General features: G+C 41.6%; 20 protein-coding genes. 16 read left to right on the top strand and 4 right to left on the bottom strand.

Translation table 11 applies throughout. From position 1 onward, the window contains the following. Positions 1–12 precede the first annotated feature (12 nt). Positions 13–714, top strand: coding sequence for a hypothetical protein (locus tag FKG96_RS20655; protein ID WP_149105976.1), 702 nt, complete (start codon positions 13–15; stop codon positions 712–714). A 32-nt stretch (positions 715–746) separates the two neighbouring features. Here FKG96_RS20655 and FKG96_RS20650 read toward each other — a convergent pair whose 3' ends face one another. Continuing rightward, the gene (locus tag FKG96_RS20650) at positions 747–989 is read right to left on the bottom strand and encodes a hypothetical protein (RefSeq protein WP_130858448.1); all 243 of its coding nucleotides are present in this window, start codon (positions 987–989) and stop codon (positions 747–749) included. Positions 990–1,059: 70 nt separating this feature from the next. Continuing rightward, positions 1,060–2,685, bottom strand: a complete 1,626-nt coding sequence (locus tag FKG96_RS20645; RefSeq protein ID WP_130858447.1) for a dihydroxyacetone kinase subunit DhaK — start codon at positions 2,683–2,685, stop codon at positions 1,060–1,062. A gap of 281 nt (positions 2,686–2,966) precedes the next feature. Here FKG96_RS20645 and FKG96_RS20640 point away from each other — a divergent pair, with 281 nt between their 5' ends. From FKG96_RS20640 to FKG96_RS20605, 8 genes are all read left to right on the top strand, one after another. After that, complete coding sequence (locus FKG96_RS20640) at positions 2,967–6,119, top strand: SusC/RagA family TonB-linked outer membrane protein (RefSeq protein ID WP_149105975.1); 3,153 nt, start codon at positions 2,967–2,969, stop codon at positions 6,117–6,119. 10 nt (positions 6,120–6,129) lie between these two features. After that, positions 6,130–7,542, top strand: coding sequence for a SusD/RagB family nutrient-binding outer membrane lipoprotein (locus FKG96_RS20635; protein ID WP_130858445.1), 1,413 nt, complete (start codon positions 6,130–6,132; stop codon positions 7,540–7,542). 31 nt (positions 7,543–7,573) lie between these two features. Further along, entirely contained in the window at positions 7,574–9,679 is a 2,106-nt protein-coding gene (locus FKG96_RS20630) for a prolyl oligopeptidase family serine peptidase (RefSeq protein ID WP_149105974.1), read from the top strand. Continuing rightward, entirely contained in the window at positions 9,676–12,114 is a 2,439-nt protein-coding gene (locus FKG96_RS20625) for a serine hydrolase (protein WP_149105973.1), read from the top strand. The genes FKG96_RS20630 and FKG96_RS20625 overlap by 4 nt, the downstream gene beginning before the upstream one ends. Positions 12,115–12,251: 137 nt before the next feature. After that, entirely contained in the window at positions 12,252–13,286 is a 1,035-nt protein-coding gene (locus FKG96_RS20620; protein WP_130858442.1) for a methionine ABC transporter ATP-binding protein, read from the top strand. Then, positions 13,279–13,935, top strand: a complete 657-nt coding sequence (metI, locus tag FKG96_RS20615; protein ID WP_149105972.1) for a methionine ABC transporter permease MetI — start codon at positions 13,279–13,281, stop codon at positions 13,933–13,935. The genes FKG96_RS20620 and metI overlap by 8 nt, the downstream gene beginning before the upstream one ends. A gap of 11 nt (positions 13,936–13,946) precedes the next feature. Beyond that, positions 13,947–14,750 carry a methionine ABC transporter substrate-binding lipoprotein MetQ gene (gene metQ / locus FKG96_RS20610; RefSeq protein ID WP_013667764.1) on the top strand — a complete coding sequence of 268 codons (804 nt, stop codon included), beginning with the start codon at positions 13,947–13,949 and terminating at the stop codon, positions 14,748–14,750. 265 nt (positions 14,751–15,015) lie between these two features. Continuing rightward, positions 15,016–15,195, top strand: coding sequence for a hypothetical protein (locus tag FKG96_RS20605; RefSeq protein ID WP_013667762.1), 180 nt, complete (start codon positions 15,016–15,018; stop codon positions 15,193–15,195). 121 nt (positions 15,196–15,316) lie between these two features. Here FKG96_RS20605 and FKG96_RS20600 read toward each other — a convergent pair whose 3' ends face one another. Further along, positions 15,317–15,661: a helix-turn-helix domain-containing protein gene (locus FKG96_RS20600; protein ID WP_130858436.1), complete on the bottom strand. Its 345-nt coding sequence runs from the start codon at positions 15,659–15,661 to the stop codon at positions 15,317–15,319. A 251-nt stretch (positions 15,662–15,912) separates the two neighbouring features. On the opposite strand from FKG96_RS20600, the gene FKG96_RS20595 reads away from it, so the two are divergent. From FKG96_RS20595 to FKG96_RS20565, 7 genes are all read left to right on the top strand, one after another. Beyond that, positions 15,913–16,287, top strand: a complete 375-nt coding sequence (locus FKG96_RS20595; protein WP_013667760.1) for a helix-turn-helix domain-containing protein — start codon at positions 15,913–15,915, stop codon at positions 16,285–16,287. Further along, positions 16,284–17,240, top strand: a complete 957-nt coding sequence (locus tag FKG96_RS20590; protein WP_013667759.1) for a PstS family phosphate ABC transporter substrate-binding protein — start codon at positions 16,284–16,286, stop codon at positions 17,238–17,240. Before FKG96_RS20595 ends, FKG96_RS20590 begins: the two co-directional genes overlap by 4 nt. Beyond that, on the top strand, positions 17,237–18,127 hold the full coding sequence (gene pstC / locus FKG96_RS20585) for a phosphate ABC transporter permease subunit PstC (RefSeq protein ID WP_130858435.1): 891 nt from the start codon (positions 17,237–17,239) through the stop codon (positions 18,125–18,127). The genes FKG96_RS20590 and pstC overlap by 4 nt, the downstream gene beginning before the upstream one ends. Continuing rightward, a complete protein-coding gene (locus FKG96_RS20580; RefSeq protein ID WP_013667757.1) occupies positions 18,120–18,962 on the top strand; it encodes a PstA family ABC transporter permease in 843 nt (280 codons plus the stop codon). The genes pstC and FKG96_RS20580 overlap by 8 nt, the downstream gene beginning before the upstream one ends. Then, positions 18,959–19,720, top strand: a complete 762-nt coding sequence (locus tag FKG96_RS20575; RefSeq protein WP_013667756.1) for a phosphate ABC transporter ATP-binding protein — start codon at positions 18,959–18,961, stop codon at positions 19,718–19,720. The genes FKG96_RS20580 and FKG96_RS20575 overlap by 4 nt, the downstream gene beginning before the upstream one ends. Positions 19,721–20,083: 363 nt before the next feature. Beyond that, the gene (locus FKG96_RS20570; protein ID WP_013667755.1) at positions 20,084–21,820 is read left to right on the top strand and encodes a GMC family oxidoreductase; all 1,737 of its coding nucleotides are present in this window, start codon (positions 20,084–20,086) and stop codon (positions 21,818–21,820) included. Positions 21,821–21,825: 5 nt separating this feature from the next. Continuing rightward, positions 21,826–22,458, top strand: a complete 633-nt coding sequence (locus FKG96_RS20565) for a gluconate 2-dehydrogenase subunit 3 family protein (protein WP_130858434.1) — start codon at positions 21,826–21,828, stop codon at positions 22,456–22,458. A gap of 14 nt (positions 22,459–22,472) precedes the next feature. Here the strand turns inward: FKG96_RS20565 and FKG96_RS20560 are convergent, their stop codons facing one another. Then, complete coding sequence (locus FKG96_RS20560; protein ID WP_130858433.1) at positions 22,473–24,587, bottom strand: sensor histidine kinase; 2,115 nt, start codon at positions 24,585–24,587, stop codon at positions 22,473–22,475. Positions 24,588–24,640 lie beyond the last annotated feature (53 nt).

Below are 24,640 nucleotides of genomic sequence, written 5' to 3'. Positions count from 1 at the left end.
AAGAAATATCTTATGAAAAAGAGATTGTTGATTTTTGTTTTTTTTACGATTGGCGTCATCCCAATTACTAACAGCCAACAAAAAGAAAAAGATATAAGGCAAGGACCGTTGGCAATTGAAGGTTGGTTTTTTAGAGCGATTAGCGGCTATCCGGTGTCCATTACCTTTGAACCCCTTGTGCTATTTAAAAACGGCGATTATTTTGAGGTAGGTGAAGAGCCGCTCGATGAAGTGGAGATTGGTACTTCCAAACAGCAAAAGCCGAAAGCTTGGGGCAAGTGGCAATTAAAGAACGGTGTCTATTACCTCACTAATTATAAAGGAAAAACTGTTGACTACAAATTAGGCTCAGGAAATTGGTTCCCAGCTTATGCATATCATAAGAGCCTACCATTAAAAAACGTATATAAGCGGACGAGCGGCGGAGACTATGGCAACGGTACCCATGCACTGATCATTAATAAGATTAGCTTTCTAGATAATCAGTACTTCGAAGAAGGAACTAATTCAGGCATCAGTACACCGAGCTCCGCTGCCTGGAAAAAAAGTAAAAATGCCGGCACTTATACTATTGATGAACATACGTTGACTCTTCGTTATAATGACGGTCGGGAAGTACGTCGCTCGTTTGCAGTAGGTGCTTCAGGTAGTCCGGCAAGGCCTTCTATGAATATGTTATTTATTGGGGGAGATGCCTTTGTTGATGCTGATTAAAGTTACTGTATTTAACAATAAGAAAAGTGCCGCTAACTAGTAATTACTTTATGCTTAAATAACTCGCTTTCCTCCATAAGTAATGCTTCTTCCAGCGTAAAAAAAGCATCTTGCTGATAATCGGGAAGCGCTGTTAAACGTTGGAATTCATCAACATCCACTCCGATGGGTATAAATACATAAGATTGCTGATGATGCTGTCCGGGCGCGAAAAGAACGGTGAAGCCGTCCTCCTTTAATTTATTCAGTAACTCGTGTGTTAATGCTTGCTCCATGCTGCAAACATACTTAAATTAAAATACAATTGCCTCGCCGATATAAACCCTTTGATAGCGCTTCGCTGTTTTATAAAGAAGCAATACGTTCAAATATACGCGCGACAATTTCTGCGCCCGGGTCCGGTACACTTTTTAATACAGCTTCGGACAGATATGCGGAGCGGCCGAATTTGGTCTTGGTTATATTCTTTGTTCCATCGGCACCTTTTCGAGCTTGCTTCGCTACTTCCTGAAGATCCTTTTGTTGAGCCAATGCTTCAAAAGCGGGTTGCAGTGCATCCACCATGGTGCGATCACCTACTTGAGCCCCGCCGTATGTGTTCATTTTCTTTAATCCTTGCAGAAGCGCTTGCCCCATGTCTTGTAAGGTTGAAAATTCATTTCCGGCGGCGGTAAACAGGATGGATAAAAGAACACCACTGGAACCACCGGTTTCCCTTGATAAGATACGACCTATACTTGACAATAATTTTTCAGGCTCATTTAAAGGTAGTGCATGAATGGACGATAACAAGCGCCGTCCGGCAATTGCAAAAGTAGAGCCCGCATCCCCATCGCCAACTTGTATATCCAATTTATTGATTTCCGCTTCCGACAAAATCAAAAGTTCAGCAATGCATTCTATAAATTGTTGTACACGACTATTGCTTGATGCTTCGTACGGAATGGTTTTAGGAAGCATCGGGTGTGGTACAACGTTCGGTTTCGAAAACGTCTGTATTTGCCAAGTAGCGAGATTAACAGGTGCTATTAACGCCCTTTCAAGGTCGTTATTTAACGCGAGCAGCGAAACGGAGAAGCCGCTCATGTTAATAGACGACATCAGTGCCGCCGGGCCAACAACATATTCAACCTTATCGGCCAAATGTGTTTTACGAAAACTATTGAGCAATAAGTTCATTTCTATTGGACTTACACTTCCCATGTTGTTGAAAATCATGGCGTATTTTCCGTTCTCTTCAGGTAAGTGCTGTGCTAATTTGTCGACCACCAGCTCCATGAGCTTATCAGCTTGTGCGTAAGGAATAACTTCTATTCCGGGTTCTCCATGTATACCCAAGCCTAGTTCAACTTCATTGTCATTTAATCGCATGGTAGGTTCTTGCCCTAAATGTTGACATTCGGTAAGTGATAGCCCGATGGATATCGTGTTATCAATCACATGGTGTGCTGCCTCTACAATTTCCTGCAGCGACTTGCCTTCCTCGGCTAGATACCCTGCTATTTTATGAACGAATAATGTCCCCGCCAGACCTCTTCTTTTTACATCGGTGCCAAGTGCAATATCATCATCAACGGTTACAATCTCGACCTGAAGACCAAGTGCTCGTGCTTGTTCCGCAGCTAGGCCGAAATTGAGCCGATCGCCTGTATAATTCTTTATAATAAGTAGACACCCTTTAGAACCAGCCGTAGCTAAGATGGCTGATAAAACGGCATCAACGGATGGAGAGGCAAATATGTCTCCGCAAACGGCGGCTGTTAGCATCCCTTTTCCTACAAAGCCGGCGTGGGCAGGTTCATGCCCGGATCCGCCACCGGAGATGACTGCAACTTTTGACTTGTCCCAATCTTTGCGTAGTACAACACGTACTTCTGGGAAACTATCCAATTTAACCAAATTAGGATTAGTTAAGAGTCCGTCTATCGCTTCATTTACGATTTGATCCACTTTATTGATAAAGAATTTCATGATCGATTTTTTTGGCAAGTTAATGAAGAATTTCTCTTAGATGTTCATTTATTGGTAAGATTGTAAAACTGAAGAAGTTTTATGCGTTATTTTTCGTTTTCGAAAAAAAATACTACAAAAAACGCATAATCCAAAGATTTCTTTTTAAATTGGCCTTACCATTATAAACGTATTAAATCAAGGGATTAGTTTTTTATAGCTGTTCGCTTTTCGATGTATGAAGAGTTTGAACTTCATGTTTATTTAAGTTGTTTGCCACCTAATTAACTAAACAAAATGATATGAAAAAATTAAGACAATTTCTGTTGTTTCTTTTTGTGCTGAGTTCAAGCTATGCCTATGCACAAGAAAAGACCATTCAGGGTAGGGTTATTGATATAAACACGGGAGAAAGTTTATCCGGTGTAACGGTAACCATCAAGGGCACCGAACGGCGAACACAAACCAACGCACAAGGTATTTATGAGCTAGTTGCCACCCGCGGAAGTATCCTTGTGTTTTCTTACATAGGCATGGAACCATTAGAACTTACTGTCGGCGCTGAAACACGTGTTGATGCCCGTTTAAAACCCATCGCCTCCAGATTAGACGAAGTGGTGGTGACTGCTTTAGGTATTCGAAGAGATGAGCGTTCGTTAGGATATACTGCGCAAAAAGTGACAGCTGAAGAGCTCAACTATAATAAGCAACCTAATATGGTAAATGCTTTACAAGGTAAGGTTGCGGGAGTTACCATCAGTAGTACCGGTGGAGCACCCGGGCAGGGAGCAAGGATCCAGATACGGGGTATCAACTCATTGGATCCTGCACGGGATAATCAGCCCTTATTTGTGATCGATGGCGTATTAATGGATAACAGTACATCCGTTCAAGGCGAAGGAGCAGAAGGTAGAGGATTGAGCAATAGAGCGGTTGACGTCAATCCCGATGATATAGAAACCATTAATATCTTACGAGGAGGCGCCGCTACCGCTTTATATGGTTTACGGGGTGCCAATGGCGTGGTCGTTATTACCACGAAGTCAGGTAAGTCCGGTAGTTTGAAAATTGACTATCAAGGAACAGCCGGTTTTGAAAACGTTGCGCGTTTCCCCGAGTTGCAAAACACCTATACGCAGGGGTGGCAAGGAGAGTATGATCCAGCGTCTTTCTGGCCGTCTTGGGGACCAACGGTAGCCGACGCACGCGCTATTGATCCAACGCATCCTGCCCAGTTATATGACCATGTTAAAGATGCGTTTAGGACAGGTTCTCAGTTTAAAAATACGTTGACATTGTCGGGTGGCTCAGAAAAGATTACTTTCCTATCTTCCTTGTCCCAGCTAAATCAAGAAGGGGTATTACCGGCGACAGATTTCAAGAATTACCAGGCCCGATTGAATACGACCTTTAAATTAAGCGAAAAGTTCAATGGCGGTGTCAACATGAGTGTTAATAATTCGGGTGGTTATCGGGGTAATGCCGGTAGGTACATTGAGCAATTAATTTATTGGTCGCCCCGTCATGACGTGAATGACTATTTAGAAGACAATGGCACGATGCGTTCTTACGGAACAACGACCAACCCTCGATACGTAGCCGAAACCAATCGTTTTAAAGATGACGTTTTACGATTTATAGGAAATGTCAACTTCTCCTATAAACCAATTGAGTGGTTAAACCTTTCTTATCGGGCCGGAATAGATACTTATCGTGATAATCGTTTGGGCACGGCCCTAGGGTTTAGAGATTTGGTAGGTGAGCGATTGGTGGAAGAAAACGGAACCGATGCGAATCCCGGGCTAGGTTTCATGCGGGTTTATAATCAAAACTTCCGTTCCATCAATAGCACTTTCATTGCAAGCGCTGATCACCAGTTTTCAGATGATTTCGGTGCGACTTTACGGTTGGGACACGATTTATACGATCGTTATATCAGGCGGGAAAATACAGAGGGATCTAATTTAAGTGTATATGATTGGTTTTCATTACCAAACGCCAAAACAATTCAGGCTGACACTTATGAAGAGAAATACAGGCTCATGGGTATTTTTGGTGAACTTTCCTTTAACTATAAAAACTATCTATATTTAACACTAACCGGTAGAAATGATATCACTTCCTCCTTGGTAAATCCACGGAACTCCTTCTTTTATCCATCTGCCACACTTAGTTATGTGTTCTCTGATCATCTGAAATTGCCTGACGGCATTGATAATGCCAAGTTCCGTTTCTCCTATGCTAGGATCGGTAAGGACGCTGACCCATATTCAACCAGTCGTGGCTTAGCAATCTACCGCGGTCTCCCCACAGGGTATAGTGGGTTTACGCGACCAAACTTATTAGGTGACCCACTGTTGAAGCCGGAATTTACAGACACCTGGGAAACCGGTTTAAGCATGGCTTTCTTACAAAACAGATTAAGTTTCGATTTTAATTATTATCATTCTGTAAGCAAAGATCAAATTATTAAGATTCCGGTATCTTCAAGTATCGGTTATGTGAACGCCGCGGTTAATGCGGGCAGTATGCGCAATCAGGGGATAGAGCTCTCTGTTAATGCAAGACCTGTTCAGTTCGATGATTTCAGTTGGGATACGCGCTTGAATTTTTCAATGAACAGAAATAAAGTTTTATCGCTTCGGGAAGATTTAACGCAAATAGAGGCGGGAAATGAATTTGGTTATTTGAGTTCCAACGTATACATGTGGCTGATCCCCGGAGAAGCCTATGGCGACTTATATGGTCGGGTATTAAGACGTTATTATACACCGGACGAAATAGCGCAAGGTTTGGATCAATCGGATGAAATTGATCCGAACAGACCACTTTTAATAGGGGATAACGGTTTTCCAATACTGGATGCGGTTGCTAATAAGAAGAAGTTAGGAAATGTGCAGCCGGATTGGTTAGGAGGATGGAGCAATACCTTTAATTATAAAGATCTGTCTTTATCCTTTCTTATTGACGCCCGAGTGGGTCAGGAGCGATATAATCAATTAGCGAATTTTTACTCAGCCTTTGGCATGGCCAAGTACACGGAAAATAGAAATGACCATATGGTTTTTGAGGGTGTATTGGCAGACGGCACACCAAATACAAAGGAGGTATGGCTCGGTCAGGGTGTTGACCCTGCCACGGGACTTAATTATGGCGATGGCTATTATAGAATCATCCACCGCGGTGTATCCGAGAACTTTGTAGAAGACGCTTCATGGGTACGCCTTCGTTCGGTTTCGTTAGGATATCGATTTCCACAAAAGTGGTTGCAAAATAGTTTTGTAAAAAGCGTTCAGTTGTCGGTCACCGGAAACAACTTGGCTTTATGGACAGATTACTCGGGTTTCGACCCGGAGAGCACAACAACAAATAGCGGTTCTAATGTGGATGCTTTTGCGGGAATGACTTATCCATCCGTTAGAAGCTTTTTGTTTACTTTAAATGTTGGTTTTTAAACATACGATTATGAAGGCAAAATTTATATATATAGCGCTACTGGGAATTATTTTATGTTCAAGTTGCAAGGATTATTTTGATCTGAACGAAAATCCCAATTTGGTGCAAGATCCACCAATCAATGCCATGTTGACAACAGCGACGCAAAAAGCAGCGTTGAATATGCAACAGTTTGGTCTGATTACAAGCTATTATACGCAATATCTGGCAAATCCCTCAGCTAGTGGGGCAGCTGACACCTATCAAGTAACGGATGATTCAGAAGAATGGAATGACGTTTATTACGCAATGGCCGATCTATATGATATGATCCAAAAGGCCGATTCAACAGATGCGTTTCACCATGCAGGAGCAGGTAGAATATTGATGGCTTATCAGCTAGGTTTGGTAGCCGATGTTTGGGGAAGAGCCCCTTTCTCACAAGCCTTTTATGCTAATGATATATTAACGCCGGCTTATGACAGTGAGGATGCACTGTACAGCGAGTCCCTTCAACTGATTGACCGAGGAATAGCAGACCTACGAAAAACCGGCGTTACAAGCGAATTGGATGAAACCTCGGATTTAATGCACCACGGAGATGTAAGCGCATGGATTAAAACTGCCTACGGATTGAGAGCACGCTTGCTGAATAAGCTGTCCAAAAAGTCGAGCTATGATCCAACGGCTGTTCTCGCCGCATTGGATAGCTCTTATCAATCAACGGATGACGAGTCTAGCATGAATACTTTTCTAGGTATAAATCCATGGGCGCAGATTGCTAGAAATAATGCTAATAATCTATTAGGTGGTTGGTTATCAGATAATTTTGTTAATCATCTGAATGGGGCTACCTATGGTTTCGAAGATCCGCGCATCGCTAAAATTACTGATAAGACTATTAATGGCAACTACGTTGGAACTCGCAATGGTCAGGGCAATGTTGGAGGTCCGAATACAGTCCACGATGAATGTTATATCAGTACCAATTCACCTCTTACCGCAGAAGCAGCTCCGTTGGTTATTATGACTTACGCAGAACTTAAATTTGTTGAAGCAGAGGCTGCATTACGTGTTGGAAACAATAATCGTGCTTACGAGGCTTATTTAGCAGGCATCCAAGCCCATATGGACAAACTGGGCGTGGCTGTTTCTGATAGGGATGCGTACCTGCAAAATAGAACGGTAGCAGTTGGAGCAGCTAACCTAAGTTTGGAACTGATCTTCAAAGAAAAATACGTTGTTACCTATTTGAATCCCGAAGCTTGGAATGATATGCGAAGAAATGACTATCAATATAAAGATTTTAGGTTGCCATTGAACGCTTATCTAAATAATTTTATTAGACGAGTTGCTTATCCCGCTGATGAACGTGGCCGAAATAGTAGTAATGTGCCGGCAGATGAGCCCTTAGATACCCCACTTTGGTGGGATCAACCTTAATAGCTATCGCTTAGTTTTAGAACAATAAAATATGCACCTTAAAAAGAATATTCTTGGTTGTCTTTTTGTTATTGGTTGCTTCTTTTGTAAGTCGCAGGAATTGAGTTTAGAAACACTTACATCCTATCCCTTTCCTTCTTCCTTAGTAACGGGTGGTACGGGAAGTAAAATAGGATTGGCAATCAATGAGCAAGGGAAGCGAAACATATGGGTTGCTGAAGGACCAACTTTTGAATTGCGTCGGTTAACCAACTTCTTAGCAGACGATGGGCAAGAACTGAGTGGTCTTAAAATTTCGAACGATGGGAGATGGGTAGTTTATGTAAAAGGCGGTGATCATGGTGCCTTTGACGAGAGTGAGCCAAGAAATCCTTCATCTCTCCCTATTAAGCCAAAAGTAGAAGTTTGGAGCATACCCTTTGAAGGCGGAGATCCAATATGTTTAGGAGAAGGAGATTATCCCATCATTGCACCGGATAGCAAGGAGGTTTTATTTGAGCAAGATGGACAGCTTTGGACGGTTCCCATTAATGGTGGGCAAGAAGCGAAGCCTTTATTCTTTGCTCGTGGTAAAAATGGCGGGGCCCAATTTTCGCCGGATGGTTCTAAAGTTGTTTTTGTCTCCGATCGGGATGATCATTCACTCATTGGCGTATTTCATGATATAAAAACACCCATTCAATGGTTAGCACCGGATTTTAGTCGGGATTTATCCCCTCGATGGGCGCCTGATGGCACTGCGGTTGTTTTCGTAAGGACAGCAGCCATTCGTGGTGCCTCAGACTCGTTAACGGTACAAAAAGCGAGGCCTTGGACGATTTGGCGCTGCGATTTGGATGATGGTCGCAGTACGAAAATATGGTCTTCTCCCCATAGCCTAAGTGGTTCAGTTCCAACTACAGATGGAGGTTTTAATTTGCATTGGGCGGATAAAGAACGTATTGTGTTTTTATCTTATCATGACGGCTGGCCACATTTATATAGCATTTCATCAGCAGGTGGCGAAGCCTCATTGCTTACACCAGGGAACTTTATGGTGGAGCACGTACATTTAAGTGCTGATAGAAAGTGGCTGCTATTCAGTGCTAATACAGGTGAAAATAACGATGATATCGACCGACGTCACCTGTATCGAGTGTCCGTTAGTCACAGTCAAATGGAAGCGTTAACAAAAGGAACAGGGATTGAGGCTTTTCCACAGCTTACGGGAGATGGCGGGCACGTAGTATTTGTTAAATCAACCGAACAACTAGCTCCGACACCGGCAGTGATGCCATTTCAAGTCAATGCCTCCGTAAAGCTCATTGGAGAAAAGTTAATCCCCCAATCACTTCGTGATGCTTCCTTAATAAAGCCAAAGTCGGTAAGTTGGAAATCGATAGATGGAAAAACCGTATACGGGCAACTGTTTGAGCCTAAGAATAAAGTTAAACGGCATCCGGCCATCCTGTTCATTCACGGCGGTCCGCAACGACAAATGCTAGCAGGATGGCACTATGGTGATTATTATGCCAACACTTATGCCTTGAATCAATACTTGGTGAGCAAGGGTTTCGTTGTATTGGCAGTTAATTACCGTCTGGGTATCGGTTATGGTTTCGAGTTTCACAAACCGGCTAATGCAGGACGATTTGGCGCATCGGAATATCAAGACATCCAATCGGCCGGTGAATGGCTTGCAAAGCGCAAAGATGTAGATGCACAACGCATAGGCGTCTATGGAGGTTCTTATGGTGGATACCTTACTGCCTTGGCCCTCGGCAAAAATGCAGACCTTTTTGCGGCAGGTGTCGATATTCATGGTGTACATAATTACATGGAACGGATTAACCTCCGTGCGACTGAACCGGCGCCTGACTTGGATCTAGCTATGCAGTTAACTAAGGAGTCATCACCCGTTTCGTGGGTTGATCATTGGAAATCGCCTACATTAATTATACACGGTGATGACGATGGCAATGTCGACTTTCACCAAAGTATTGATTTAATTGAGCGTTTAAAGAGGAAATCGATTCACTTGGAAACGATTATGATTCCTGACGAGACACATCATTGGATGCGCTATCATAACCAATTAAAGGTTGACCGCGCAGTCGCTGATTTTTTTGAAAAAACGTTAATAAAAACAGAGAAGTGAAAATTTTTATTTTTAAGATTCAGTATCTGAGATTACAGGTATTCATTTATAGTTTCCTTTGTTTCTTGCTTCCGGCCAGCTTGGTACTTGCGCAGGATTTATCTCTACCCCAAGGCTTTGACAACTATGTGCATCAGGTGCTGAAGACTTTTGATGTGCCGGGGCTAAGCGTCGGTATTGTAAAAGATGGAAAAATCATACTGACTAAAGGCTACGGTGTGAGGAGGTTAGGCGAAGCCGCACCTGTGACAGAAGAAACACTTTTTAGTATTGCTTCCAATAGTAAAGCCTTTACGGCAACGGCTCTAGCCTTATTGGTAGAGGAGGGAAAGTTAAAATGGGAAGATCGAGTAATCAAGTACTTGCCCTGGTTTCAACTGAATGATGCTTATGTTACAAGTCATTTAACGATACGTGATCTATTGGTGCACCACAGCGGATTACCCGCATATGCCAATGATTTGTTGTTGTTTCCACCCTCTACCTTTAGTCGACAAGAATTATTACGGAAGTTGGCGGACGTACCCCTTCAACATGACTTTCGGTCTGTATATGCCTATGATAATATTCTCTATATAGCAGCTGGTGAAGTGATTGAAAAGGTGTCGGGTATAACTTGGGAAGATTTTATTAAAAAGAGAATTTTCGATGTTGTAGGTATGCAACACAGCATAAGCCGGTTTTCCATGCTTAAACAGCAAAAAAACGTTGCTTATGCACATGTGAAACGAAAAGGCCAATTGAAGGTAGTTGCCAGTTTTTTTGATCAGAATATTGGCGATGCAGGAAACCCAGCGGGAGGGATAGCATCCTGTGCCGTTGATATGACGAAATGGGTAGCCGCGCAATTGGACTCGGGATTAACATTAAACGGAGGACGCTTGTTTGCATCGAACGCGACGCAGGAGCTTTGGAAGATCGTAAGACCTATGCCGATATCGAAGGAGCCTGCTTGGCTTCAGCCTGCACAGAAAAATTTCTATGGATACGCTTTAGGTTTCAGAAAATACGACTATAGAGGGTATGAGGTAATCGGGCATGGTGGACTTTTGACGGGTTTTGTTTCACAAATCGCAATGGTACCACAGAAACGTTTGGGCATTGTTGTATTGACTAATCAATTATCGTCGGGAGCCTATTGGTCCATCATTAATCACTTGCTAGATTATTATTTACAAACACAGTCCTTTGATTGGATCGCCGGCTATAAAAAAGAAGCAGATAACGCGAGCATTAAACAAGATTCTATAGAGAAACAGCTGCGTCCCGACTCCACGTTAAAGTTAAGTTTACCTTTAGAAGCCTATACCGGTGTATATACCAATAAGTTATTGGGAAAGGTTCGTATTAAAGCCGAACATGATTCGTTAAAAATACGATTCTTAAATTCACCGCAATTAAATGCATCGTTACGGCACTTTCATGGAGATATCTTTAATCTAGCTTTTGACAACCGGGATCGAAGTTCAGCGCCCATGTTATCCTTTTCTTTGAATCCCGACAAATCAATCCGTGAGGCGAACTTCATATCGACCTTTACTGATGCAGATAACGACTGGGAGTCGGTAATTCTCAAACCTGATAAAAACGCCATAAATGATACCTTAATGTTAAAGAGAAAAATAGAGAAAGTTCTTCAAAAAGGAAATCCCGGAACTTTCGCGATAGCATTTAAAGATTTATCGGATAACGATACCTTTTTCTATAATGAACACCAATTGTTTCATGCTGCCAGTACAATGAAGACACCTGTATTGGCGGAGACATTTAGGCAAATAGAACGCGGTAAGTTAGCGCTGTCGGACTCTGTTGAAGTTTATAACGAATTCAAAAGCATTTATGATGGTAGTAGTTATGCAATTGACGCACGGGACGACAGTGAACAAGGACTTTATTCATTAATAGGAAAGAAGGCGGCGCTTGCCGATTTGCTTTTGCGAATGATAACACAGAGTAGTAACCTTGCGACTAACATTGTAATAGATCTAGTGGGGGCAAAGAATGTGATGAAGACAATGGAACGTTTAGGAGCGAAGGAAATGAAAATTCTTCGAGGTGTGGAAGATAGTAAAGCCTTTGCACATGGAATGAACAATATGGTAAGCGCCTATGATCTATCACTCTTGTTCGTACAACTGGCAAGAGGCGAAATGATTAACAGCAGATCGAGCGAACAAATGCTCGATATACTGATGAAGCAGCATTTTCGAGGCATAATCCCTGCAGAGTTGCCAGCGGACGTCAAAGTGGCTAATAAAACCGGCTCAATCAACAAGGTGTGCCATGATTCAGGTATCGTTTTTTTACCGGACGGAAGGAAATATGTACTCATATTACTTTCTATGGGAGTCGATGAAAAGTTGGCGCAACAATACCTGGCTGAGATATCAGGTGTTTTTTATCATTATGTATGTAATAAGGATACAACCGAATAAACCTTAATAGTCTATTAGAGTTGTAGATTTTTAACTTTTATTCTACCTTTGCCTCTCTATTCTTGTTGAGGCTGTAATTTGGTTTTGATATATCAATAATACATCAGGACATCGTCGGCTTTACGGACGGTAAATATATGATTGAACTAAAGGATATAAGCAAAGTTTTTCGGAAGAAAAACATCGATATTAAGGCGCTTACCGAGGTCAACTTGAAAATTCCGGAAGGTCGTATATATGGAATTATTGGTTCATCGGGTGCTGGGAAAAGCACGCTCATAAGATGTATTAATTTACTTGAAAGACCTACCCAAGGTCAAGTGCTGATTAATGATGTGGATCTTATGACATTGTCACCAGGTAAACTCATCGATGTCAGACGAAAGATCGGTATGATATTTCAGCATTTTAATTTATTGTCCTCGCGAACAGTTTTCGAAAATATCGCTTTTCCCCTTGAGTTAATTGGCACATCAAAAGAACATATTCAATTAAAAGTTAAAGAACTGTTGGATTTAGTTGGTTTGGAGAGTAAAAGTGACGAATATCCCGCTAGCTTATCGGGTGGGCAAAAACAGCGTGTAGCCATAGCCAGAGCATTAGCGAGCGATCCTGCTGTTTTGCTTTGCGATGAAGCAACCAGTGCGCTCGATCCGGCGACAACTCGATCCATTTTAAACTTGTTAAAAGATATCAATAAACGATTAAATATAACGATTGTCCTAATCACCCATGAAATGGATGTAGTGAAGGCAATTTGTGATGATGTTGCTGTTTTATCGGAAGGGAGAGTAATAGAGCGGGGCAGTGTACGAGAAATATTTTCAAATGCAAAGACTGATTTAACGCAGCAATTTATAAATTCTTCCCTTCACGTAGATATCGCACACGAGTATCTGAATCGTTTAGTACAGGTTTCTGAAGATAACGGCAAGGATTTATTGTTAAAAGTGCGTTTTAATGGAGCTAGCACTGATCAGCCTTTGCTTTCTTCCATTGTCAAGTTATTTGGCATTGATTATGAAGTATTGAATGCGAAAATGGATACGCTAGGAGATATGCAAGTCGGTGTTATGTTATTGAAAATCAGTGGTAGTATCGATGCGATAACAAATGTGATTAATTATTTTAAAGACAAAAAATTAGAGGTGGAGGTCATAGGTTATGTCTGACGCAATGCTGCTGATGCTATTAAAAGGAACCTGGGAAACAATCGTTATGACCTTTGTATCGGGTTTTTTTGGTTTCTGTTTGGGTTTGCCGACGGGTGTTTTATTGTTTATGACACGCGAAGAACAGATGTTGGCTAACAGAAAGTTAAATAGAGTTATCGCGGTAGTTGTAAACGTCTTTCGTTCGATTCCCTTTATTATTCTTATCGTTTGGATGATTCCTTTCACCCGTTTGGTAGTAGGTACATCCATCGGAGTTGGGGCCGCCCTAGTGCCCTTAAGTATCGGTGCTGCGCCCTTTATTGCCAGAATGATTGAGAACTGCTTGTTGGAAGTGCCGCACGGACTGGTTGAAGCAGCAAGAGCCATGGGAGCTAAGCCTATTCAGGTTGTTCGTAAAGTATTATTACCCGAAGCCCTTCCCGCCATTATAAACAGTGCAAGCATAACGCTTATTACCTTAGTTGGTTATTCAGCTATGGGTGGGGCTGTGGGGGCTGGGGGATTGGGGCATATCGGTTACCAATATGGCTATGTAGGCTACGATGCCGTAGTAATGAATGTTGTGCTTCTATTGCTCGTTGCGCTGGTATTCCTTATTCAGTTTCTAGGCGATTTTATTTCAAAGAAGGTAGATCATAGAAAATAATTGAAGAATTTATGAAGAATTTTAGCTTGTTAGGGATAATCCTTTTAATTGTGTTTGCATCTTGTGGAAATGCATCTAAAAATAATCCCAATCACATCAAAGTAGGTGTGGAAGCCGGTCCGGAGTATAGCCTCGCTGAAGCGGCCCAACGAGTGGCAAAAGAAAAATACGGACTGGAAGTCGAGCTTGTGCAGTTTAACGACTATGTGATGCCGAATGAGGCGCTTCGGCAAAATGATATTGATGTGAATGTTTTTCAAAACAAGCCCTATTTGGATGTGCAGGCAAAGCAACGAGGTTATGATTTCGCTATTTTAGGTAACACATTCGTTTTTCCATTGGCTGGTTATTCGAAGAAAATAAAAAATATCGATCAATTGCAAGTGGGTAATACCATTATTATTCCTAATGATCCTACTAATGGCGGGCGTGCTTTGTTGCTAATGGAGAAAGTCGGCTTGATCAAATTAAAAGACGGTGTCGGTCTATTACCCACAGTCAATGATATTGTTGAGAATCCGAAAAGTTTGCGAATTCTCGAATTGGAAGCGCCTCAGTTGCCGAGATCTTTAGATGATGCCCAGGTTACGGTAGCGATCATAAACAATACCTTTGCCGCTTCTATTGGACTGGTTGCGAAAAAGGATGGGATTTTCGTGGAAGATGAAAAATCGCCTTATGTAAACATAATCGTATCTCGTACTGACAATCAGCATGAAGAAAAGGTGAAAAAATTTGTTGAAGCCTACCAATCCCCCGAAGTGGAGGCTGTCGCAGAAAAAGTATTTAAAGGAGGCGCTATCAAGGGTTGGTAAGTGATTGAGGAGTTTATGGTCCGAACGAACGTTTGCGCGTCTGCAAAATACGTGCGTGTGTAAACGATCTCCTAGTCACTTTAATAAGCAGTAAAATATAGTATACTAATTTTATAGACTTAATATTCTTTATTAAAAATTCTTTATCTTTGTTTGAAAAATCATTCTGTGTTTTTGGTAGGTGGTGCTTTAGATACTACTTTAAGGACTGAATAGTAAGCGCTGTTTGCCACCTATGAGGGATTATTATTTAAAATATTAAATCATGAAAAGAGGGGGAATTGAATCCGACGAAGAGCAAGTATACATAGATGTTCAATATGACTATTGCTTGCGTTGCCTGGAAATAGAAAGCGATGAAAATACGTCGATAAGAGAAAAAAAACGCCAAAAGAAAAATGAAGTTAAATCCTTAAACAATGGGGAGGGTAGTCAAGATCTTTAAAAAATGTCGCGTGACCGAGCGGTTAGGTGGAGGTCTGCACGACCTTTTACGGTAGTTCGAATCTACCCGCGACTTCAAAGGAATTTCCGCTGATGGGGGGCGTTACATTCACTTCTACTTCTTATAAAAAATGCTTGTTTTCACGTAAGATTTCTTGGTAGAACTTGATATCATTTTCTAGCTTTGTGATGTACGTTTCTTTTTCCATAAGCAATTTATGGTATAGTTCCTTCTCTATATTTTTGCCCGCCATTGTCTCCGGTGATTGATTAAATACAGTGCTTAAATTTAAGTCAATTAGACTTGCGATTTGTTTCAATCGCTCAATATCCAAGCGAGTGATGCCGCTTTCTATGTTCTGGTACGTCTTAAGAACAATGTTCAACTTATTCGCCATATCGCCTTGCGACAAGCCTTTGGCTTTTCTATGACTTTTTATTTGATAAAGTAATTCCGCATTTGTCATCCTTGAATCTTTTTGTCTAGATAATCGTGTCCGCCATCCTTCTTTGTAACTATACTGTAGTCAACAAAAGTAAACAAGAAAGTCTACTAAACCAATAGACTTTATTTATTTTTTTATTACATCATAACAAATGCTAATAACGATCGTAGACAACCTCCCTATTTATAAATATAATGTCTATGGTTTTTGTAGATTTTTGATTTTTTCTATTAACTTTACCCCTTATCTTATTTAGCAGTAAGTGATAGAAAATGGAAACAACTAAAGAATACCCGCTTGATTCGATTTTGCCTGACTTTGCTATTGACCTATCTTCTATCCATGAGGCACAAAATGCTATAGGTGGTAAATGGAGTTTAAAATTGATTGTTGCTTTAGCCAAAGGACATAAGCGCTTTAACGAAATAAAAGAATATATCGGAAATATTTCACCTAGGGCTTTATCAAAAGAACTAAAAGTGCTGGAACGAAACGGGTTGATAACAAAAGGTGCCTGTAGGGAACGGCCAATATATACGGAGTATCAGCTAACGGCCATCGCGTATGAGCTAAAGGGCGTGATTGAAGAAATAAGTAATTGGGGTAGATGTTTCCGAGCAAGAAAATTGAATCAACTTAACAAATGATAAAATACTTATCTTTCGGATTGATAGGTGGCGTTTTGCTTGGAATAATCGGGTGTACCTACACAGAAAAAGAACGACAGGAAAATCAGGAGACCATATCTATATCGGGTGCTTTTGCGCTTTATCCGATGCTCATACAGTGGAGTGAAGATTTTAAAGAAAATCATCCAAACGTACGTTTCAATATTTCAGCGGGAGGTGCCGGTAAAGGAATCGCTGACGTATTATCCGATATGGTAGATATCGGTATGGTGTCGCGTGATATTCATCCGGAGGAGTTCGAGAAGGGCGCTTTTCTAGTCAACGTAGCAAATGATGCCGTCGTGGCAACTTGTAATGCCAACAACCCTGCGGCAGAACAGATTGTAAAGCGTGGATTAACAAAAGAGGAATTTATTGATGTTTTTTTGAAAGCAAAAATCACCCGTTGGAATCAGTTAGCAGGTATTGACAATGACTACGACATGCACGTGTATGTTCGATCTGATGCAGCCGGTGCTGCGGAAACATGGGCGAAATTTCTTGACGCTTCCCAAGAGGATCTGTTGGGAATAGGTGTGTTTGGTGATCCGGGCCAGGCTCAAGCGATTATGCGAGATCCATTATCGATTGGTTTCAGTAACTTGAATTACGTTTATAGTTTAAAAGATCGAAAGCCGCAGCAGAATGTGCAAATCATTCCTATTGATTGGAACAAAAATGGACAAATTGACCCTTATGAGTATTATTATCAAAATCTTGATAGTTTAAATCAAGCAATCGGTGACGGTCGTTACCCTTCCCCGCCAGCAAGAACACTTGGCCTCTTATTCCATGGCAAACCAAAAAACAAAATACTCATATCCTTCTTAGAATATATTCTTTCAGCAAAAGGGCAGGCTCGCTTACCTGAGAATGGCTACGTGAGTTTGAATAAAGAATTAACGGCTCAGGAATTAGCAAAAATAAAATGAAAATACGTTTGTTCAAGGATAAAGTAATTAGTGGAGCGATGCTCGTTTTCTCCATTTTATCCGTATCAATGGTTTTGTTGATAGGTGTTGGACTTTATTGGCGCTCTTTGCCTATTTTACAAGACTATTCCGTCTGGGAGTTAATAAGTTCGAATGTATGGCGTCCCCTAAAAGGATCCTTCGGGTTTTACCCTTTCATTATGGGGACATTGTGGGTGACGGGCATGTCTATAGCGATTGCTATTCCATTATGTTTGCTTACTGCGATCTATGTCTCTGAATATGCGCCCAATCGGTTTAAGAATTTCTTTTTACCTATGATCAACATGTTGGCGGGTATTCCACCGGTTATTTACGGTGTATGGGGAGTGCTATTTGTTGTGCCTTTAGTCCAAAAGTATGTTGCCCCTTTTTTTGTTGATTTCTCAACCGGTTTTACGGTTTTAGCCGGCGGGATCGTATTGGCTGTTATGATATTTCCGCTAATTGTAAGTATTATAGTTGAGGTTTTGCAAACCATTCCGAAGGAACTGCGGGAGGCATCGCTTTCATTGGGTGCTACGAAGTGGGAGACCATCAAAAAGGTAGTTTTAAGGAAGGCGATGCCGGGAATCATAGCCGCCATCGTGCTGGCTGTATCCAGGGCATTTGGCGAAACAATAGCCGTTTTGATGGTTTGCGGCAATGTACCCATTGCGCCGCAGTCGATCTTTGACCCGGCTTATCCTTTGCCGGCCTTATTAGCTAATAACTTTGGCGAAATGATGTCGGTTCCTCTGTACGATGCTGCGCTTATGTTTTCAGCCTTGGCTCTATTCGTCATTATTTTGATCTTTAATATAATTTCCAGGTTAATCCTCCAAAAAATAAGCGTTCGAAATGCGTAGAAGAAAAATAGAAGAACTTATCTTTAAGGGTCTCATGATAGGCTCGACTATTTTGGTAGGGCTATCGCTCTTTTTAATCATTGGCACGGTTATTATAAAAGGCTTGCCTTTTTTAAGTTTAGATATGTTAACAAAAACCCCGAATGGTGGCTATTATTTTGGACGATCGGGCGGCGTCCTGAACGCAATAATCGGCTCGATATACGTCGCCGGTGGCGCAACATTGCTAGGTATGCTCATCAGCTTACCTGTGGCAATTTACTTAAATATCTATCTAAAAAAAGAAAATCGTTTTGCACGTTTTGCCAAACTTTCCTTTGATGTCTTGTTCGGGATCCCATCCATTGTTTATGGTGCCTTTGCTTTCAGTTTGATGGTTTATCTAGGAGTTAGGGCCTCTTTATTGGGCGGCGTCATTGCAGTGGCTTTATTGGTTATTCCTATAATGGTAAGAACCTTGGACGAAGTGATTATTCATGTGCCTAAGGAATTAAAAGAGGCCGTGCTGTCTTTAGGAGCAACGCGTTGGGAGATGGCAAAAATTTATTTTCGACAAATTAAAGCCGGTATCTTAACAGCTGTTTTATTGGCTTTCGGAAGAGGCGTAGGAGATGTCGCCGCTGTTATGTTTACTGCAGGTTTCAGCGATAACATTCCCACTTCACTGAACGAGCCGGCGGCAACCTTACCTTTGGCCATATTTTTTCAATTGGGTAGCCCGATTCCGGAAGTACAAGGCAGGGCCTACGCTTCTGCATTCATTTTATCCATTTTCATTTTAATTATTGTGGTTTTAAGCACGTTGCTTACTAATAAAAGACGCAAAAAGTCATGACGCAAACCCCTCATATCAGTGTAAAAGATTTAAATGTACACATCAGTGGTAATCACTTGTTAAAAAACATCAACATAAATATTCCTGATAAAAGCGTCACCTCTATCATAGGCCCTTCAGGTTGCGGCAAAACAACCTTATTGAAAAGCCTTAATCGGTTGCTGGACGATATCCCGGAAGTAAATATAAGCGGAAGTGTGTTAGTGGACGGAGAAGATATTTACGGACCAAAAACGGAAGTTACCCACATACGAAAAAAAATGGGACTACTCGCGCAAAGGCCATTTCCATTACCGATGTCAATTTATGATAATATCGCCTATGGCCCACGTATACATGGTTTAAAAAATAAGAAAGAGTTGAATGTCTTAGTGGAACATTACCTACAAGCAGTTGGACTTTGGGAAGAAGTGAAGCATCGTCTCCATACGTCTGCCAGTGCTCTGTCTATTGGGCAACAACAACGATTATGCCTCGCTAGGGGACTTGCTGTTGAACCGGAGATTATTTTGGGGGATGAATCAACCTCTGCACTCGATCCAATTTCTACGAAGACAATCGAGGATTTACTCATCAAGCTGAAAGAAAACTATACCATCGTACTTGTTACTCATATTTTACGTCAGGCCAGAAGGGTGTCCGACTTTATTGTCTTCGTATATATGGGGGAAATTATCGAATTCGGGCCAACCGAAGAAGTGCTGTTGAACCCAAAAGAAGCATTGACTAAAGATTATGTAAAAGGTTTTATAAGCTAACAAAAAAGGGAACGGAAACCATTCCCTTAGGATTTAACGAGTTGGCTATCAATTTGGCGTTGCACCAATCTCTTTTGTAACTAAACCCAACACAAAGCTAGCTAAAAAAGCTTGTAGATACAAGCTTTCCAATAGACGCGTTGTGACGTTTGTGACAAAACGCTTGCTAATCATGATCACCTAAAACATATTAGCATGGCTAAAAATGCATTTTTTTTATTGCATGTTTATAGAATTTCCAAAATAATCATCTATCTTTAGGGGCTAACAACCAACATGTCTAATACGGAATATATATAAATCAGAATAAAACTTTTGTGTGCGTTTCGTTGAAGGCATTAACGATAAACTAAACTACGTTTAATGAAACATTTTGAAATTCAGGAGCAGGACCAAGTGTATGATGCAATTGTAGTTGGCTCCGGCGCCGGCGGGGGCATGGCGGGATACGTTCTAGCGAATGCGGGACTTAAAGTTTTAATGTTGGAGGCGGGTCCCTTTTTTGACCCAGCTAAAGATGCTTTGCAACTTAGATGGCCGTGGGAATCACCTAGACGCGGCGCATCCACGGTAAGGCCCTTTGGCGACTTTGACGCCGCTTACGGAGGATGGCAGCTGGAAGGTGAACCGTACTCTACGGTTGACGGAACTGATTTCCAATGGTTTAGGGCGCGTATGCTTGGTGGAAGAACAAACCATTGGGGACGTATCTCTCTTCGAATGGGACCAGCTGATTTCAAGCCTACCGACGGTGTGACTGACGAATGGCCCATTACTTACGAGGAGGTAAAGCCGTTTTATGATAAAGTGGATCGACTGATTGGTATTTATGGTACAGTTGAAGGGCTACCAAATGAACCCGATGGTATTTTTCTGAAACCACCAAAACCCCGTTTAAATGAGTTGTTTATTAAACGAGGCGCAAAAAAAGCCGGTGTCACTGTTATTCCAGGCAGAGGCTCCGTATTGACGGAGGCGCTTCCCGGGATGAAGGGGCGTGGAACATGTTTTTATTGCGGACAATGTGGGCGTAGCTGTAAAGTTTATGGCGATTTCTCTTCGTCTTCCTGTTTGGTAATTCCGGCAATGAAAACCAATAATTTGAAGGTGATCGATAACGCGATGGTACGTGAAGTACTCACCAATGACGAGGGTTTGGCTACCGGTGTCTCTTATGTGAATACGGTAGATTTGAAAGAATATAGCGTACGGGGTAAATTGGTGATATTAGGCGCCAGTGCTTGTGAGTCTGCCCGGCTTTTACTGAATTCAAAATCGAAGGCTCATCCCGGCGGACTGGGTAATAGCAGCGGATTAGTAGGAAGGTATTTACATGATTCGACAGGTTCAAGCATGTCGGGCTTTATTCCGGAATTAATGGAGAGAAAGCGCTATAATGAAGACGGAACAGGCAGTGTACATATTTATTCACCATGGTGGCTCGATAACAAAAAATTGGACTTTCCGCGTGGGTATCACATAGAGTATGGCGGCGGCTTACACATGCCTTCTTATGGTTTTCTGGATTGGGTTCCGTCGGTGAATGGAAAGGTACCTGATAAACATGGTAAAACGAAGGAACAAGGTGGTTATGGTGTTTCATTAAAGAATGATTATAGGCGCTTTTATGGTGCAAATGTAGGAATGGCAGGACGAGGTACTGCCTTAGCACATAAAGATAATTACTGCGAAATCGATCCGAATAAAGTGGATAAGTTCGGCATTCCGGTATTAAGGTTCCATTATAAATGGGGTAGGGAAGAAGTGGCTCAGGCCAAGCACATGCAGGAAACTTTCCAATCTATTATGCACGAAATGGGTGCGATCATAACATCTCCTACCTATGGCGCAGATACATCTTATGGTTTAGAAGCGCCGGGAAAAATCATTCATGAAGGAGGTACGGTTCGTATGGGTGACGATCCAAAGAAATCGGTGTTAAATAAATGGTGCCAATCACATGATTGCAAAAATTTATTTGTAGTAGATGCCGCACCTTTTGTACAACAGGGAGATAAAAATCTTACCTGGACGATTTTGGCACTGTCTATGCGAACGGCAGAACATATTTTAGAACAAAGAAGTAAACTTAATATTTAACGACAATGAACAGGAGAGAGTCGATTAAAGCGATAGGGCTTACTACGGTGGGTACAGGCCTTTTGTTAGAATCATGTAGACAAGGAGATGCTAACAAAACGGTGGAAGAGTCTGTACAAAATTCAGGTAAATTACCTGGTGTGCAGGAATTCGAACATGCCCGTAATACGGAACTAAATAAGGAGCGTTTTTTTTCGGAACACGAAATGGCCTCTATTACGGTGCTTGCAGATATTATTATCCCTAAAGACGATTTTTCGGAAAGTGCTTCAAAGGCCGGCGTACCGGCTTTTATCGAGTTCATGGTAAAAGACATTCCTGACTACAAATTACCCATGCGGGGAGGTTTAAAATGGCTGGACGTACAGTGTTTAAAGCGTTTTAATAAGCCTTTTGTTGAATGCAGTGAAAGGGATCAGCTAACGCTGATAGATGAAATAGCCTATCCGCTGAAGGCAAGACCCGAAATGCAGCAGGGGGTGGCTTTTTTTAGTTTAATGCGAAATCTCACCGCTTCCGGTTTTTTTACCAGTGAAATTGGGGTGAAGGATATTGGTTATGTCGGTAACCGCCCCGGGCCGTGGGATGGAGTCCCGGAAGATGTATGGCGGCAATATGGTTTTACCGGTAACGACTAAATTGTTTAATGTCCTTATACTTCGTTACATTCAATGGTAACCGTTGTACCAGCTCCTATTTCTGAATGGAAATCCATCGTTCCATTCAGAAATTCAACCCTGGATTCTATATTTGTTAAACCCGCTCCCTTACCGGCTGCTAATAAAGCTTTCACATCGAAGCCGTTTCCATCATCTTCCACAATAAGTGTTACAGACTGCTCGATCTGCTGTAGTTGAACCAGGATAAGAGATGAATGTGCATGCTTTACTGCGTTATTTACCAGTTCTTGCATGATTCTGTACAGTACCAATTGCCTGGAGGCTTCCATTTTATTGGTGTAGTGATAGATTTGACACTGGATGTTAATACCGGAAGATTTCAATTTTTGGCAATATTCACGTATGGCTTCTCCCAGTCCGTAACGCATGAGTATCTCAGGCATCATACTGTGAGCAATTCGTCTGAGCTCTCCAATCGCTCCGTCCAAATGCTGTAAAGTTCTATTCATTAGCTGTTGTTGACTATCGTTTTTTAAAAGTTGCATGAAACCTGCCAATTCTATTTTTACTCCTGATAATAATCCGCCTAAACCATCATGTAAATCACGTGCTAACCTGCTCCGTTCTTGCTCCTGGCCATCGAGCATGGCGGATAAAAGGGAAATGCGATGTTCCTGCCTGATTTTATTTACTTCCATTTGGTGCAATTTATCCTGTTGCTTCATGGCCTTCACCCGCTGCTTATAGGCATAAAAAAGAAAGAGGAGCGTTAAAAAGCTTGTCAGACTGAATGCGATGTAAATGCGATTCAGCTTCTGGTTAAATTGAACTTGCTGCTGTAATACCAGGAGTGCCTTTTCTTTTTTTCCTGCCTCATATTGAGCGTCTAAACGTTTACCCAAGCTCATTTTTTCCGTATTGAATAATGTAGTGTAGGCATCTACATAAAGTTTGTAATTGCGAAGAGCGCCATTTAAATCTTCTTGCTTTTCCTTCATAACGGCAAGGCAGTAGAAAATTTTTGCTTCAATTTCATTATTAACAGTAGGGTCTCGATGAAGTGCCATTATTGCGTTTCCCACCAGCATCTCGGCCTCAGTCAAATTGCCTTTTTCAATTTGTTGTTTCGCTAGCATGACGTAGCTGTCTGCAAGCACTGTGTTTTCTTTGCTGAATTGAGCTTCTTCAATAGCGATTTCCAGGTAATAACGAGCAGAATCGTGTGAACTTTCCGGAAAATATTGCTCGTAAATAGCGGCAATATTTTTGGCTAATGCGGCAATTTCAGTAACATGAATAATACGATCTTTGTTCTTTTTTGCCAAAGAGAAAGCCGCTTTATTTCGTACAAGCGCAGAGTCCAACAATTGTTTTCGGATCGTGTTGGCTTCATAGTGCGCCATAAAGTTATTGGCTGTACATCGATACGCAGCAATTAACTTATCGAGATCTTTACTCCTTTCAGCGCTATAACGCGCTATTCGCGCGTATTTGTCTTGATTGGGAAGATCAGACCATTGGCCATAAATGGTGGAAATTGTTGTATAAAGGTTGCTTTCATAGGAATAATCATGATCCCCGTCGAAGTCTTTGGCAGCAAGCAATAAACTGGCAATGGCTTCATGCGGCTCATTTTGCGCAAGCTGAATTGTCCCTTTGGAGAGCTGGACTAAGGCTTTGCTCCGTTTGTTCGCTGATTTTTTTGCATAAAATTGGGCGCTATCTAAACTTGACAAGGCGAGCTGTATATTTCCATCGTTGCTATGCTGCATGGCAAGAAGCGCGTATAAGCTCGTGGTTTGATCAATATTATCAAGCCGTTTTGATAATTTTAGTGCTTTATCTAGTAACTCGAAGGCTAATCTGGGATCTCTTCTATAATATAAAAATTCAGCTAACCTAGCCATTGTTTCTAATCGATCTTGGCTAGATAGCTCTTTTCGGTCTAAAACCAATCGTAAAGAGTCTTCCGATAAATGGGCATAAGAAGTATTGAATGCTATTGAAAGCAATAAACATAAAGTAAAGGTGAACCGCACATGTTGAAATAAATGTAAGCCTGTGTTGATGCTGATAAATAATAGCTTACTAGGTATTCGATAAAGGATACGGTTTGAGATGGTAATCGTGCGGGAAATGCGTTGCATGATCAAAGATACGTAAGATTCAAAGGTTGTCAATCCCCGTTTCCGGGGGTTTT

This window comes from Olivibacter sp. LS-1, assembly GCF_008245145.1.
In the GTDB taxonomy this organism is placed as follows: Bacteria; Bacteroidota; Bacteroidia; order Sphingobacteriales; family Sphingobacteriaceae; genus Olivibacter; species Olivibacter oleidegradans.
This window is presented reverse-complemented; position numbering and strand designations above follow the sequence as displayed.